At 70.3% G+C, this 13987-nt stretch carries 15 protein-coding genes; 12 read left to right on the top strand and 3 right to left on the bottom strand.

Features of this window, described 5'->3' with window-relative positions; all coding sequences use genetic code 11:
- Nucleotides 1-9: 9 nt before the first annotated feature.
- The 8 genes from PGB34_RS18170 to PGB34_RS18135 are packed head-to-tail and all read left to right on the top strand — an operon-like array spanning nt 10 to nt 8140.
- Nucleotides 10-801 (top strand): SDR family NAD(P)-dependent oxidoreductase, encoded by a 792-nt coding sequence (locus PGB34_RS18170; protein WP_271429515.1) that lies wholly within the window; start codon nt 10-12, stop codon nt 799-801.
- A gap of 37 nt (nt 802-838) precedes the next feature.
- The gene (locus PGB34_RS18165) at nt 839-2308 is read left to right on the top strand and encodes a dihydroorotase (protein WP_271429514.1); all 1470 of its coding nucleotides are present in this window, start codon (nt 839-841) and stop codon (nt 2306-2308) included.
- Nucleotides 2305-3423, top strand: coding sequence for a cyanuric acid amidohydrolase (atzD, locus tag PGB34_RS18160; RefSeq protein ID WP_271429513.1), 1119 nt, complete (start codon nt 2305-2307; stop codon nt 3421-3423). The genes PGB34_RS18165 and atzD overlap by 4 nt, the downstream gene beginning before the upstream one ends.
- A gap of 38 nt (nt 3424-3461) precedes the next feature.
- Nucleotides 3462-4346: an ABC transporter ATP-binding protein gene (locus tag PGB34_RS18155; protein WP_271429512.1), complete on the top strand. Its 885-nt coding sequence runs from the start codon at nt 3462-3464 to the stop codon at nt 4344-4346.
- Nucleotides 4343-5134 (top strand): ABC transporter permease, encoded by a 792-nt coding sequence (locus PGB34_RS18150; protein WP_271429511.1) that lies wholly within the window; start codon nt 4343-4345, stop codon nt 5132-5134. Before PGB34_RS18155 ends, PGB34_RS18150 begins: the two co-directional genes overlap by 4 nt.
- A 49-nt stretch (nt 5135-5183) precedes the next feature.
- Complete coding sequence (locus PGB34_RS18145; RefSeq protein ID WP_271429510.1) at nt 5184-6224, top strand: ABC transporter substrate-binding protein; 1041 nt, start codon at nt 5184-5186, stop codon at nt 6222-6224.
- Entirely contained in the window at nt 6221-7687 is a 1467-nt protein-coding gene (locus PGB34_RS18140; RefSeq protein WP_271429509.1) for an amidohydrolase family protein, read from the top strand. The genes PGB34_RS18145 and PGB34_RS18140 overlap by 4 nt, the downstream gene beginning before the upstream one ends.
- A 27-nt stretch (nt 7688-7714) precedes the next feature.
- Complete coding sequence (locus PGB34_RS18135; protein WP_271429508.1) at nt 7715-8140, top strand: DUF3830 family protein; 426 nt, start codon at nt 7715-7717, stop codon at nt 8138-8140.
- Here PGB34_RS18135 and PGB34_RS18130 read toward each other — a convergent pair whose 3' ends face one another.
- Both PGB34_RS18130 and PGB34_RS18125 read right to left on the bottom strand, forming a co-directional pair.
- Nucleotides 8141-8857 (bottom strand): YebC/PmpR family DNA-binding transcriptional regulator, encoded by a 717-nt coding sequence (locus tag PGB34_RS18130; protein WP_271429507.1) that lies wholly within the window; start codon nt 8855-8857, stop codon nt 8141-8143.
- A 24-nt stretch (nt 8858-8881) separates the two neighbouring features.
- Nucleotides 8882-9700 carry an exodeoxyribonuclease III gene (locus PGB34_RS18125; RefSeq protein WP_271429506.1) on the bottom strand — a complete coding sequence of 273 codons (819 nt, stop codon included), beginning with the start codon at nt 9698-9700 and terminating at the stop codon, nt 8882-8884.
- Nucleotides 9701-9852: 152 nt separating this feature from the next.
- Between PGB34_RS18125 and PGB34_RS18120 the strand changes: the two genes are divergently transcribed.
- The 4 genes from PGB34_RS18120 (at nt 9853) to PGB34_RS18105 (ending at nt 12438) form a co-directional block, all read left to right on the top strand.
- Nucleotides 9853-10245, top strand: a complete 393-nt coding sequence (locus tag PGB34_RS18120) for a CidA/LrgA family protein (protein ID WP_271429505.1) — start codon at nt 9853-9855, stop codon at nt 10243-10245.
- A complete protein-coding gene (locus PGB34_RS18115) occupies nt 10245-10970 on the top strand; it encodes an LrgB family protein (protein WP_271429504.1) in 726 nt (241 codons plus the stop codon). Before PGB34_RS18120 ends, PGB34_RS18115 begins: the two co-directional genes overlap by 1 nt.
- Nucleotides 10971-11049: 79 nt before the next feature.
- The gene (gene pyrE, locus PGB34_RS18110) at nt 11050-11748 is read left to right on the top strand and encodes an orotate phosphoribosyltransferase (protein WP_271429503.1); all 699 of its coding nucleotides are present in this window, start codon (nt 11050-11052) and stop codon (nt 11746-11748) included.
- Nucleotides 11749-11784: 36 nt separating this feature from the next.
- Nucleotides 11785-12438 carry a DUF4124 domain-containing protein gene (locus PGB34_RS18105; RefSeq protein WP_271429502.1) on the top strand — a complete coding sequence of 218 codons (654 nt, stop codon included), beginning with the start codon at nt 11785-11787 and terminating at the stop codon, nt 12436-12438.
- A 53-nt stretch (nt 12439-12491) separates the two neighbouring features.
- Here the strand turns inward: PGB34_RS18105 and gatB are convergent, their stop codons facing one another.
- Nucleotides 12492-13985 (bottom strand): Asp-tRNA(Asn)/Glu-tRNA(Gln) amidotransferase subunit GatB, encoded by a 1494-nt coding sequence (gene gatB / locus PGB34_RS18100; protein WP_271429501.1) that lies wholly within the window; start codon nt 13983-13985, stop codon nt 12492-12494.
- Between the last annotated feature and the right edge of the window lie 2 nt (nt 13986-13987).

Raw genomic sequence — 13987 nt, 5'->3', positions numbered from 1 at the left:
AAGAACACCATGGATCTGCAACTGCGCGACAAGGTCGCACTCATCACCGGCCCGGCCAAAGGCATGGGCGCTGCCATCACATTGGCCTTCGCACGTGAAGGCGCCCGGCTGGTGCTGGCCGGGCGCGACACCGCGGCCATCGAACCCGTGGCCCAAGAGGCGCGCGCGCTGGGCGTGCAGGCGCTGGTGGTGGCCTGCGACCTCACCGTGCCTGCGCAGACCGAGGCGCTGGCCACCCGGGCCCTGCAGGCCTTCGGTCGCATCGACGTGCTGGTCAACGTGGCCGGCGGCTCGGGCCCCATCGGCAAGACCGGCTGGGAGACCTCGGCCGAGGAGTTCAACGAGATCGTGCAGCTGAACATGACGGGCTGCTTCAACACCATCCGCGCCGTGCTGCCGGCCATGATCGAGCAGCGCAGCGGCAAGGTGGTCAACGTGGGCGGCACCTTCGGCATGCGCGGCCGCGCGGGCCGCATGGCGTACTCGGCGTCCAAGTGGGGACTGCGCGGCATCACCAAGAGCTTCGCGCTCGAGGCCGGCCCCTACAACATCAACGTCAACAACGTGGCGCCGGGCATGGTCGATGGCCCCCGCTTTCGCGAGAAGGTGTGCGCCAACATGGCGCAGAAGCTGGGCATCTCGCTCGAAGAAGCCATGACCCGCCACGCAGCCGACTATGCGCTGCGCCGCGTTTCCACCGACGTGGACGTGGCCAACGCCTGCCTGTTCATGGCCAGCGAGGTCTCGCGCCAGATCACCGGCGCCGACCTGCCGGTGGACGGCGGCTGGGCATCGCTCTGAATCCCGCGCACGCGCACAAGCATCCAGGAAGATTCCGATGAAAGAAGTGGATCTCGTGATCCGCGGCGCCCGCGTGGTGTCGCCCGAGCAGATCATCGACGCCAGCGTGGCCATCGCGGGCGAGCACATCGTGGCCGTGGGCCATGACGACACCATGCCACCCGCGCGCGAGGAGATGCGCGCCGACGGCCTGTACCTGCTGCCCGGCGCCATCGACAGCCACGTGCATTTCCGCGACCCGGGCTATGCCCACAAGGAAACCTGGCGCACGGGCTCGGCCGCGGCCGCGATGGGCGGCGTGACCACGGTGTTCGAGATGCCCAACACCCACCCCGCCACGGGCACGGTCGAGGCGCTGCGCCTGAAGCAGAAGGCGGCCGAGGCTTCCTACTGCGACTTCGGCCTGCACGGCCTGCTGGGCGACGACACGGTGGACCGGCTGGAGGAACTGCTGGACGCCGGCGTGACCAGCTTCAAGGCCTTCGTGGGCAACACCTTCGGCAACCTGCCGGCGCCCACCGACGGTGCACTGCTGGAAGGCTTCGAGACGCTGGCGCCGCTGGGCATCCGCACCGTGGTGCACGCCGAGAACTCGTCCATCCTGTTCCGGCGCCAGCAGAAGCTCAAGGACGCGGGCCGCATCGATGCGCTGGCGCATCTGGCCGCGCGCCCGGCCGTGGCCGAAATCGAGGCCATCGGCCGCGTGCTCACGCTGGCCGAATGGACCGGCGCGCGCGTGCACATCGCGCACCACAGCGCGGCCGATTCGCTGTTCCTGCTGCGCGAGGCCAAGCGCCGCGGCGTGGACGTGACGGCCGAGACCTGCCCGCAGTACCTGCTGCTGAACACCGACCACATGCTCAAGCTGGGCGGCATCATGCGGCTGAACCCGCCGATCCGCGAAGCGCGCCACAACCTGCCGCTGTGGGAGGCGCTGATGGACGGCACGCTGGACATGATCGCCACCGACCATGCGCCGCATGCGCCGGAGGAAAAGACGCGCGAGAGCATCTGGGACTGCGATTGCGGCTTTCCTGGCGTGGAAACGCAGATGCCGCTGATGCTCACCGAAGTCAACCGCGGCCGCGCCTCGCTGATGGACTACGTGCGCTGGAGCGCCGTGGCGCCGGCCAAGGCCTGGGGCCTGTACGGCACCAAGGGCGTGATCGCGCCCGGCGCGCATGCCGACATCGCCATCGTCGACATGGAACGCGCGGGCGTGCTGTCGCAGAACAGGCTGCAGAGCATCAGCAAGATCTCGCCCTGGAACGGCCGCCCCGTGAAGGGCTACCCGCTGCACACGCTGCTGCGCGGCCGCTTCGTGATGCGCGAAGGCCGCCTGGTGAACGAAGCCGTGGGCTGGGGCCGCTCGGTCAAACCGGTGCAGAAGATGCCCGCGGCCCGCCCGCGCAACACCGAGCACTACAGCAGCGCGATTCTGCAGACGCCCGCGGGCGTGCCGCGCACCGCCGTGCCGCAGGGCGAGGTGGACTGGAGCCAGGCATGAGCCGCTTTCAAAGGGTCGATGCGCATGTGGTGCCCTGCCAGGGGCCGGGTGACCTGTCGGGCGTGCAGGCGCTGATCGAGGCCGGCCGGCTCGATGCGCGAAACATCGTGGCCGTGATGGGCAAGACCGAGGGCAACGGCTGCGTCAACGACCACACGCGCGACTTCGCCGCCACGGCCTGGTGCCACTTCCTCGCGCCGCACCTGGGTTGCGATGCGCAGCAGGTGCATGCGCGCGTGGCGCTGGTCATGTCGGGCGGCACCGAAGGCGTGCTGTCGCCGCACTTCACGGTCTTCACGCGCGAGTGGGTGCAGGCGCCGCCTGTGCATGACGGGAAGCGGCTGGTCATCGGCATCGCGCACACGCGCGACTTCGCACCCGAGGAAATGGGCCGCATGGCCCAGGTGCAGGCCACGGCCGAAGCGGTGCAGGCCGCCATGCGCGATGCCGGCATTGCCGCTGCGGCCGACGTGCATTTCGTGCAGGTCAAGTGCCCGCTGCTGACCAGCGCGAAGATCGACGAGGCGCTGGCGCGCGGGGTGGAGGTCGCGACGCGCGACACCTACGAATCCATGGGCTACTCGCGCGGCGCCTCGGCGCTGGGCGTGGGGCTGGCGCTGGGCGAGGTCGATGCGCAGCGCCTGAGCGACGCGGCCATCCTGCGCGATGCCTCGCTGAATTCGGCGCGCGCCTCGGTGTCGGCCGGCATCGAGCTTGAAGGCAATGTGGTGATCGTGCTGGGCGAGGCGCCGGGCAGTGCATCGCCGCTGCGCATCGGCCATGCCGTGATGCAGGACGCGGTGGACACCGCGGGCGTGTGCGAGCTGCTGCAGACCCACTTCGGCCTGGACCCGCGGCGCGATGCCGCCGTGATTGCGGCGCGGCTGGTCAATCTGCTGGCCAAGGCCGAAGCCAGCCCCGACGGCCGCGTGCGTGGCGCGCGCCACACCATGCTCAACGACTCCGACATCAACGCCACGCGCCATGCGCGCGCAGCGGTGGGCGCGGTGCTGGCCTCGGTGGCCGGGCGCACGGCGCTGTACGTCTCGGGCGGCGCCGAGCACCAGGGCCCGCCAGGCGGCGGCCCGGTGGCCGCCCTCATGCGGGTGGCCTGACCGTCGCCCCCATCAAGCACCTACTTCCTGGAACACACATGGCCCAGAGCTTCATTCAACTTTCCGACGTGATGCTGCGCTACGGTGGTGGCACCGTGGCGCTTGACCACACCACGCTGGGCATCGCCGAGGGCGACTTCGTGGCGCTGGTCGGCCCCAGCGGCTGCGGCAAATCGACCATCCTCAAGCTGGTGGCGGGGCTGCTCAAGCCCACGGCCGGCGCCGTGATCGCCGGGGGCCGCGAAGTGGGCGCCGCGGGCACCGTGAGGCCCGCCAGCGCACACGCGGCGGCCGGGCCGCGGCTGCGCGTGGGCCTGGCCTTCCAGAACCCGACCATGATGCCCTGGCTCACGATCCGCGAGAACGTGATGATCCCGCTGAAGATCGTCGAGCCCTTCCGTCAGGACTACGCGCGCAAGAAGCGCGGCGAATACGCCGAGCGCGCCGACGCGCTGCTGGCCCAGGTGGGCCTGCGCGGCTTTGGCGACAAGCGGCCGTGGCAGCTGTCGGGCGGCATGCTGCAGCGGGCCTCGCTGTGCCGCGCGCTGGTGCACGAGCCCAGCCTGCTGCTGCTCGACGAGCCCTTCGGCGCGCTGGACCAGTTCACGCGCGAGGAGCTGTGGGACATCATGCAAGGCCTGTGGATGGCGCGCCGCCCCACGGTGCTGCTGGTGACGCACGACCTGCGTGAATCGGCCTACCTGGCCAACCGCATCTGCGTGATGAGCTCGCGCCCGGGCCGCATCCTGGAAACGCGCGCCGTGGACTTCGCGCGCCCGCGCACGCTCGAAGGCAGCTACGCGCCCGAATTCGCCGCGCTGGTGCAGCAGCTGCGCATGCGCATCGCCCAGGCCCGCCGCGAAGGCGACACCCCGACGCCGGCGCCCGTGGCGGCGCCGTGCCTGCAGGAGCTGGGCGCATGAAGGCCGCACTGTCCCCCGTGCTGCGCCAGCGCCTGCTCTCCGCGCTGGCCCTGGTCGGCTTCTTCGTGCTGTGGGAGCTGGTCTGCCTGGCCTTCGGCGTGTCCGACCTGGTGCTGCCGCGGCCGAGCCAGATCGCCGCGGTGCTGCTCGAGAAGATGCCGCTGCTGTGGGCCCACACGGCCCAGACGCTCTACACCACGCTGGCGGGCTTCGCGCTCGGCGTGCTGGCGGGCGTGGTCATCGGCGTGGCCATCGGCTCGTCCAGGATGGCCTACGACGTGGCCTATCCGCTGATGGTGGGTTTCTCCAGCATCCCCAAGGTCGCGGTGGTGCCGCTGTTCGTGGTGTGGTTTGGCGCCGGCACCGTGCCGGCCGTGCTCACCTCGATGGTGATCTGCATCTTCCCCGTGGTGGTCAACGTGGCCACCGGCCTGGCCAGCACCGAGCCGGAGCTGGAGGACGTGCTGCGCGTGCTGGGCGCGCGCAAGCGCGACATCCTCTGGAACGTCGGGCTGCCGCGCACCATGCCCTACCTGTTCGCCTCGCTGAAGATCGCGATCACGCTGTCCTTCGTGGGCACCGTGCTGGCCGAGACGGTGGCCTCGAACAAGGGCATAGGCACCGTGATGATGATCGCCAGCGGCAACTTCGACGTGCCGATGGTGTTCGCCGGCCTGTTCCTGCTCGCGGCCATGGGGGTGATGCTGTACGCCATCTCCTCCCTGGCCGAGCGGCGCGTGACGGGCTGGGCCCAGCGCAAGACCGATCTGGCGGCCAGCGGCGCCTGAGCGCCCGCCCGCCGCCTTTGTTGTTCCCTCCGTCCTCCAAGGAAGTGCCATGCCCCTTCGTCTGTCCCGCCGCGCCCTGAGCCTGGGGCTCCTGGCCTCGAGCGCCCTGTGCGCATTGCCGGTCGCCGCGCAGCCTGCGACGCCCATCAAGTTCGTGCTCGACTGGAAGCTGCAGGGCATCCACGCCTGGTACTACCTCGCGCAGGACCGCGGCTACTTCGACCAGGAAAAGCTGGCCGTGACCATCGACCAGGGCGACGGCTCGGCCGCGACGGTGACCAAGATCATGGCCGGCGCCTACCAGGCCGGCTTTGGCGACGTCAACGCCATCGTGCAGAACGCCGTGGCCAGGCCGGGCCAGGCGCCGGTGATGGTCTACATGCTCTACAACCGCGCGCCCTTCGCGCTGATCCTCAAGTCCGACAGCCCGGTCCGCCAGCCCAGGGACCTGGAAGGGCGCACGCTGGGCACGCCTGCCGGCGGCGCCGCGGCGCGCATGTTCCCCGTGATCGCGGCGCGCGCCGGCATCGACGCCGCGAAAGTGAAATGGACCAACGTGGCGCCCAACCTGCAGGAGCAGATGCTGCTCAAGGGCCATGTCGATGGCTCGGCCGTGTTCTCGGTCACCAGCTACATGAACCTGGTGGCGCAGGGCGTCGACCCCGACAAGGACATCCGCTGGATGCACTACGGCGACTACGGCGTCGAGCTGTACGGCAACGGCGTGATGGTGTCGCAGCAACTGATCAAGGACAAACCCGAGGCCGTGGCCGGCCTGGTGCGCGCGGTCAACCGGGCCGTGCGCGACACCATCGCCGACCCCGACGCCGCCATTGCCGCGCTGGCCAGGCGCGAGCCGCTGCTGAACAAGGCGCTGGAAAAGCGCCGCCTCGCGTACACGCTCAAGACCATCATGCTGACGCCCGAAGTGGCGGCCCAGGGCCTGGGCGACGTGAGCGATGCCCGCTTCGCGCGCGGCTTCCTGCAACTCAAGGAGGCCTTCGACCTGCCGCAGGTGCCCACTGCGGCGGAGGTCTTCGACCGCCGTTTCCTGCCGCCTGCGGCCGAACGCAAGGTCTCGGCGCGATGAGCGAACCCGTGGGCCAGGAGATCGACTGCGCCTGGCTGCTGGCCGACCCCGGCACGGCGCCCGCGCAGCGCAACATGCGCATCGCGCTCGAAGGGGAGCAGGTGGCGCGGCTCACGCCGCTGCCGGCCGCCCCCGCCGGACGACGCCGGCTCGCGCTGCCCGCGCTGGCCAACGCACACGACCATGCGCGCACCTTCCGCAGCGCCACCCTGGGCGCCTTCGGGCAGCCGCTGGAAGGCTGGCTGCCCTTCCTGGGCGTGCTGCCGGGCATGGACCCGTACCTGTGCGCCGCCACCTCCTTTGCGCGCTCGCTGCGCAACGGCGTGGTGGAACTGATGGTGCATTACACACGCGTGCAGGGCGGCATGCCCTATGCCGACGAGGCGGCGGCGGTGGCGCGGGCCGCGCGCGACGTGGGCGTGCGCATTGGCTTTGCGGTGGCGCTGCGCGACCGCCATGGCATCGGCTATGCCGACGATGCGGCCATGCTGGGCGCGCTGCGTCCGGGCATCCGCGACGAGGTGGCGCGGCGCCTGGGCGTGAAGCCCGTGGCGCCCGCGCAGCAGCTCGGCGGCGTCGACGAGGTGGCAGCGCGCATCGCGCAGGAGGGCCACGGCGCGCAGGTGGATGTGCAGTACGGCCCCACGGGCGTGCAGTGGTGCAGCACGCCGCTGCTCGAAGCCATTGCGCAGGCCTCGGCCGACACGGGCCGCCGCGTGCACATGCACCTGCTGGAGACGCAGTACCAGCGCGCCTGGGCCGATGAAGCGCACCCCGAAGGCATCGTGCACTTCCTGGACCACATCGGCCTGCTGAGCCCGCGCCTCACGCTGGCCCATTGCACCTGGGCCCGGCCGCAGGAGCTGGCGCTGATCGCCGAGCGGGGCGTGACCATTGCCGTCAACACCAGCTCCAACCTGGGCCTGAAGTCGGGCATCGCGCCGCTGTCGGAGATGCTCGCGCAGGGCTGCAAGGTGGCCATGGGCCTGGACGGCATGGCTTTCGATGAAGACGACGATGCGCTGCGCGAAGCGCGCCTGGCCCATGCGCTGCACCGTGGCTGGGGCTACGAGGACAGGCTCAGCGCCGCACAGCTGTGGCGCTTTGCCTCGCGCGCGCGCCTGGCGCCGGGCGAGCACGCCGACATCGTGCTGCTCGACTGGGACGCGCTGGACGACGACGCCCTGTTCGACGACATCGATCCGCTCGATCTGCTGCTCGCGCGTGGCCAGGGCCGGCATGTGCACAGTGTCATCGCCGCCGGCCGGCGCGTGGTCGATGCCGGCAGGGTGTGCGGCGTGGACGAGCCGGCCCTGCTGGGCGAGCTGCGCGCGCGCATGCGCGCCGCGCTGGCGGCCGACGACGGGGCCTGGGCCGGCTGGCGCCGCAGCGTGCAGGCGATGGCCGAAGACCTCGGCCCCTTCTATCGCGCGGGCCGCCTCAGGGGCGCCTGCTGCGGCTGATTTCCCATCTCTCCAGCTTCCGGATCCATGACACGCATCAAGATCACCGCCGGCCCGCACACTTTCGTGGCCGAGACCCACCCCGACGCGCCGCAGACCGTGGCGGCCTTCCTGGGCCTGCTGCCCTACCGCCAGAAGCTGATCCATGTGCGCTGGAGCGGCGAGGGCTGCTGGGTGCCGCTGGGCGAATTCAGGCTGCTGCACGAGGGCCGGCCCGTGGGCTTCGAGAACCACACCAGCCACCCCTCGGTGGGAGACATCCTGTTCTACCCGGGCGGCTACAGCGAGACCGAGATCATCCTGGCCTACGGCGCCTGCAGCTTCGCCAGCAAGATGGGACCGCTGGCGGGCAACCACTTCCTGACCGTCACCGAGGGCAGGGAGCACCTGCGCGCGCTGGGCACGCAGGTGCTGTGGGAGGGCGCGCAGGACGTGCTGTTCGAGCTGGCCTGATCAGCCCGTCGTCAGGCCCACATAGACGTTCTGCACGTCGTCGTTGCCGTCGATGGCCGCCAGGAAGGCCTCCACCTCTTCGAGCTGCTCGGCGCTCAGCGTGCTCGCATCGACCGGGTTCTTGGGCTTGTAGCCCAGCTTGGCCGACAGCACGGTGAAGCCCTGTTCGGGCAGGGCCTTGCTCACCAGGTCCAGGTCGGTCGGGGCCGTGAGGAACAGGGTGCTGCCTTCTTCCTCGCCGGCCTCCAGGTCCTGCGCGCCAGCCTCGATGGCCGCCACCTCGGCGTCGGCGCCCGCGGCGGCCGGCACGGCCTCGATCATGCCCAGGTGGTCGAAGTCCCAGGCCACCGAGCCCGAGGTGCCGAGCTGGCCCTTGCGAAAGAGCACGCGCATTTCGGGTGCGGTGCGGTTGAGGTTGTCGGTCAGGCACTCGACCATCAGCGGCACGCGGTGCGGCGCGAAGCCTTCATAGATCACATGCTCGAAGTTCACGGCTTCGCCCGTGAGCCCCGCGCCCTTCTTGATGGCGCGGTCCAGCGTGTCCTTGGGCATCGACGCCTTGCGCGCCTGCTCCACCACCAGCCGCAGCCGGGCGTTGGAGGCCGGGTCGGCGCCGTTGCGGGCCGCCATCATGATTTCCTTGGCGAGTTTGCTGAAGAGCTTGCCCTTGGCGTTGGCCACCAGCTCCTTGCCCTTCGATTTCCATTGCGCGCCCATGTCCTTCTCCTTGTGCTGTGCGTCTCAGATGCCGAACTCGTACTCCACCGTGATCGGCGCGTGGTCGCTGAACTTCACGGTCTTGTAGATCTCTTCGCTGCGCGCCAGTTGCGCCAGGGCCGGCGTGGCCAGGTGGTAGTCCAGGCGCCAGCCCACGTTCTTTGCATAGGCCTGGCCGCGGTTGCTCCACCAGGTGTAGCAGGCGTCGGTGGTGTCGGGCTTGAGGTGGCGGTACACGTCCACCAGGCCGGCGCCGTCCGCGCCCGCATCCAGCAGCCGCGTCATCCAGGCGCGTTCCTCGGGCAGGAAGCCGCTGTTCTTCTGGTTGCCCTTCCAGTTCTTGAGGTCGGCTTCCCTGTGCGCGATGTTCAGGTCGCCGCAGAGGATGAACTCGCGCTCCTGCTTGAGCCGGGTCAGGTAGGGGAAGAAGCCCGCCAGGAAACGGAACTTGGCGGCCTGGCGCTCCTCGCCCGAGCTGCCGCTGGGGAAGTAGCTGCTGATGATGGAGAGCTTGCGGCCCGGCCGGTCGAAGCGCAGTTCCAGGTAGCGGCCCTCGGCATCGAACTCGGTGTCGCCCCAGCCCACCACCACCTCGCTGGGTTCGTGGCGGGTGTAGATGGCGGTGCCGGCATAGCCCTTCTTTTCTGCGAAGTGGAAGTGGCCCTTGAGGCCGGCCATTTCCTCGAAGCGGCCCACCACGTCGCTGGCCTGCACGCGGATTTCCTGCATGCAGATGCAGTCGGGCGCGGTCTGCGCCACCCAGTCGGCCACGCCCTTGGTGCTGGCCGAGCGCAGGCCGTTGAGGTTGAGGCTGGTGATCTTGGTGAGGCGGGAGGTCGACATCGAAGAAGAAGCGGCGGGCGGCAATCTGAAGGGCGCCCATTGTGCCGGTGCCTGCCGGTGCCTGCCGCCGCGCAGTACACCCAGGCCGGCAGGCCGCGGCCCGACGGCCTACCATGCGGCGCTTTCGCGTCTGCGCCCGGCCCGCCTTGCCCATGCTCCAAGCCTTTGCCCTTCTGCTGCTGTGCCAACTGGCCGGCGACGCGGTGACCCGCCTTTGCGGCCTGCCGCTGCCCGGTGCCGTGCTGGGCCTGATCTTCCTGCTGCTCGGCCTGCTGGCGCTGGGCCGCGTGCCGCAGGCGCTGGGCGAGTGCGCCGACAAGCTGCTGCCGCACATGATGCTGCTGTTCATGCCGTCGGTGGCGGGCGTGATGCTGCACTTCGAGCGCGTGGCGCGCGAGTGGCAGCCCTTCCTGATCGCCAGCGTGGCCGGCTCGGTCATCACGCTGGCCGTCACGGCGCTGACCTTGCGCTGGCTGCTGCGGCGCATGGGCCATGCCGCGGCGCACGAAGGGCCTGCGGCCACTGCCCCGCAGGAGGCTCGCTGATGGAGGCCGTGAACGCGCTGGGCCAGGCGCTGGCCGCGTCTTCCGTGCTGTGGCTGAGCCTGACCCTGTGCACCTACCTTGCGGCGCTGGCGCTGTACCGGCGCGCGGGCGCCAACCCCCTGCTGCTGCCGGTGCTCACGGGCACGGCCGTGGTGGTGGCCGTGCTGCTGGCCAGCGGCACCGACTACCGCAGCTATGCCGAAGGCGTGCGCCCGCTGAGCCTGCTGATCGGCCCGGCCACCGTGGCGCTGGCCGTGCCGCTGGTGCGGCAATGGGGCCGCCTGCGCGCGCTGTGGCTGCCGCTGCTGCTGGCCCTGCTGGTGGGCGGCTCGGTGGCCATCGTGTCGGCCGTGGGCATTGCCTGGGCGCTGGGCGGATCGTGGGAGACGCTGGCTTCGCTGGCGCCCAAGTCGGCCACCATGCCCGTGGCCATGCCGGTGGCCGAGCGGGCGGGCGGCCTGGCCTCGCTGACGGCGGTGGCGGTGGCCATCACGGGCATCGTGGGCGCGGTGGCCGCGCCGCCCGTGATGCGGCTCTTGCGCGTGCACGACCCGGTGGTGCGGGGCTTCGCCTCCGGCCTCACGGCCCATGCCATCGGCCTGGCGCGCGAGCTGCCTGCCAGCCCCACGGCCGGGGCCTTCGCGGCGCTTGCCATGGGGCTCAACGGCATCGCCACCACGGTGCTGGTGCCGCTGATCCTGGCACTGTGGCCGCTGCGCGGCTGAGCCCGGCGACCTAGAATCCGGGCCGTTTTTCAGCCGCTGGCGCAGGCCGCCGGCGCCAGTTCCCAAGGATTCTTCGCCCATGGCTCTCGCCGCTTCCTCCTCCAAGGCCGCCCCGGCCAGCTCCCTGGCCCAGGACTTCGTGCAGTTCGCCATCGACGCGCAGGTGCTGCGCTTTGGCGAGTTCAAGACCAAGGCCGGGCGCATGAGCCCCTACTTCTTCAATGCCGGCCTGTTCAACGACGGCGCCAGCATCCTGCGCCTGGCCGGCTTCTATGCGCAGCGGTTGCTGGAGTCGGGCCTCGAGTTCGACATGATCTTCGGCCCCGCCTACAAGGGCATTCCGCTGGGCGCGACGGTGGCGGCCGAGCTGGCGCGGCGCGGCCGCAACGTGCCCTTTGCCTACAACCGCAAGGAAGCCAAGGACCATGGCGAGGGCGGCTCGCTGGTGGGCGCGCCGCTGGCCGGGCGCGTGCTCATCATCGATGACGTGATGTCCGCCGGCACCGCCGTGCGCGAGTCGATCGCGCTGATCCGCGCCGCCGGCGCAGTGCCGCATGCCGTGGCCATCGCGCTGGACCGCCAGGAGATGGCGACCGAGAACGGCGTGGACGTGCCGCACAGCGCCGTGCAATATGTCCGCCAGCAGCTTGGCATGCAGGTGCTGCCCATCGCCACGCTGGCAGACTTGCTAGAGTATCTGGAACAGCGCGCCGGGGATGCGTTGCGGGCCCACCGCGACAGCGTGCTGGCCTACCGCACGCGCTACGGCGCGGCCTGACGAACGATCACCCACGCGCTCAAGGAGTCCGCGCCCATGCTGCCTGCTGCCCTCCTGCTGCGATCGGCCCTGCTGCTGGGCGGCGGCGCGGTGGCCGCGCTGGGTGCGTGGGCCCAGCAGCAGCCAGGCGGCAGCAACAGCGGCAGCATCTTTGTCTGTGTCGACGCGAATGGCCGCACCGTCACCTCCGACCGGCCCATCGCGGCCTGCGTCGACCGCGAGCAGCGCGAGCTGAGCCCGGGCGGCAACGTGCGCCGCATCATCGAGCCCACCCTGACGGCCGAGGAGCAGGCCGCGCGCGAGGCGCGCCAGCGCGAAGCCCAGCAGGCCGCGCTGCGCGCCCAGGAAGAGCGGCGCCGCGACCGCGCACTGCTGGTGCGCTATCCCAACGCAGAAGCGCACGATCGTGAACGCCAGGACACGCTGGCGCAGATCGACGAGCTGATCAAGGCTGCGCGCAGCCGGCTGGTGGAGCTGGGCGCGGCGCGCAAGCTGATCGACGGCGAAATGGAGTTCTACGTCAAGGACCCGGGCAAGGCGCCCAGCTCGCTGCGCCGGCGCGTCGACGACAACGACAAGGCAGTGGCGGTGCAGACCCGCTTCATCCGCGAGCAGGAAGACGAGAAGCGGCGCGTGAACCTGCGCTTCGACGAGGAACGCGCGCGGCTGACCAGGCTCTGGAAAGGCTGAGCGCCCGGCGTCGAGCGCCTCGCGTGCCCGACGCTCGGCCCTCGACGTCTTCTTCAGCCCAGCTTCTGCTTGAGCAGCGCATTGACCTGCGCCGGGTTGGCCTTGCCCGCGCTGGCCTTCATCACCTGGCCGACCAGGGCGTTGAAGGCCTTGTCCTTGCCCGCGCGGTACTCGGCGATGTTCTTCTCGTTCTTCGCCAGCACCTCGTCGATGATCTTTTCCATCGCGCCGGCATCTTGAATCTGCTTGAGGCCCTTGGCCTCGATGACGGCGTCCACGTCCTGGCCCTCGCCGCTCCACAGTGCCTCGAAGACCTGGCGCGCGGCCGCATTGGAGATGGTGCCGTCGCCGATGCGGCCGATGAGCGCGGCCAGCTGCGCGGCCGACACCGGTGCGGCCTCGATGGCCATCTCCTGCGCGTTCAGGCGCTTGGAGATCTCGCCCTGCAGCCAGTTGCTCGCCAGCTTGGGCGCGGCGCCCGCGGCCACGGCGGCCTCGAAGTAGGCCGCGTGCGCGGGGCTCTGCGTGAGCTGCGCCGCGTCGTATTCCGACAGCCCATGCTCGCGCACATAGCGCGCAGCCATCGCGCGCGGCAGCTCGGGCATCTGCGCCTTCACGCGCTCGATCCACTGCGCCGCAATGGCCAGCGGCGGCAGGTCCGGGTCGGGGAAGTAGCGGTAGTCGGCTGCGTCTTCCTTGGTGCGCATGGCGCGCGTCTCGCCCGTGTCGGGGTCGAACAGCACGGTGGCCTGCTGGATCTCGTGCCCGTCCTCGATCTGCTCGATCTGCCAGCGGATCTCGTAGTCGATCGCCTGCTGCATGAAGCGGAAGCTGTTGAGGTTCTTGATCTCGCGCCGCGTGCCCAGCGGCTGGCCGGGCTTGCGCACCGAGACGTTGGCGTCGCAGCGGAAGGACCCTTCCTGCATGTTGCCGTCGCAGATGCCGATCCAGGTCACGATCTTGTGCAGCTCCTTCGCATAGGCCACGGCCTCTGCGGTGGAGCGGATGTCGGGCTCGGTCACGATTTCAAGCAGCGGCGTGCCGGCGCGGTTCAGGTCGATGCCCGACTGGCCGATGAAGTCCTCGTGCAGCGACTTGCCCGCGTCTTCCTCGAGGTGCGCGCGCACCAGGCGCACGGTTTTGAACTCGTCGCCCAGATAGAAGCTCACGCTGCCGCCCTGCACCACCGGGATCTCGTACTGGCTGATCTGGTAGCCCTTGGGCAGGTCGGGGTAGAAGTAGTTCTTGCGCGCGAAGACGCTGCGCGGCGCGATGTGCGAGCCCAGTGCCAGGCCCAGCTTGATCGCGCGCTCCACGGCGCCCTCGTTCATCACGGGCAGCGTGCCGGGCAGCGCCAGATCGACCGCGCAGGCCTGCGTGTTGGGCTCGGCGCCGAAGGCCGTGCTGGCGCGGCTGAAGATCTTGCTCGCGGTGGAGAGCTGCGCGTGCGTCTCGAAGCCGATGATGACTTCATAGCCCTGCACCAGCGGACCCGTGGGGCGGCCTTCCTGGGCGGCGGCGAAGGTGTTGATGGTCGTCTCGCTCATGT

The organism is Xenophilus arseniciresistens (genome assembly GCF_028023875.1).
GTDB classification, from domain to species: domain Bacteria; phylum Pseudomonadota; class Gammaproteobacteria; order Burkholderiales; family Burkholderiaceae_C; genus Xenophilus; species Xenophilus arseniciresistens.
The sequence above is the reverse complement of the archived record's forward strand: the minus strand, read 5'-3'. Positions and strand labels throughout refer to the sequence as shown.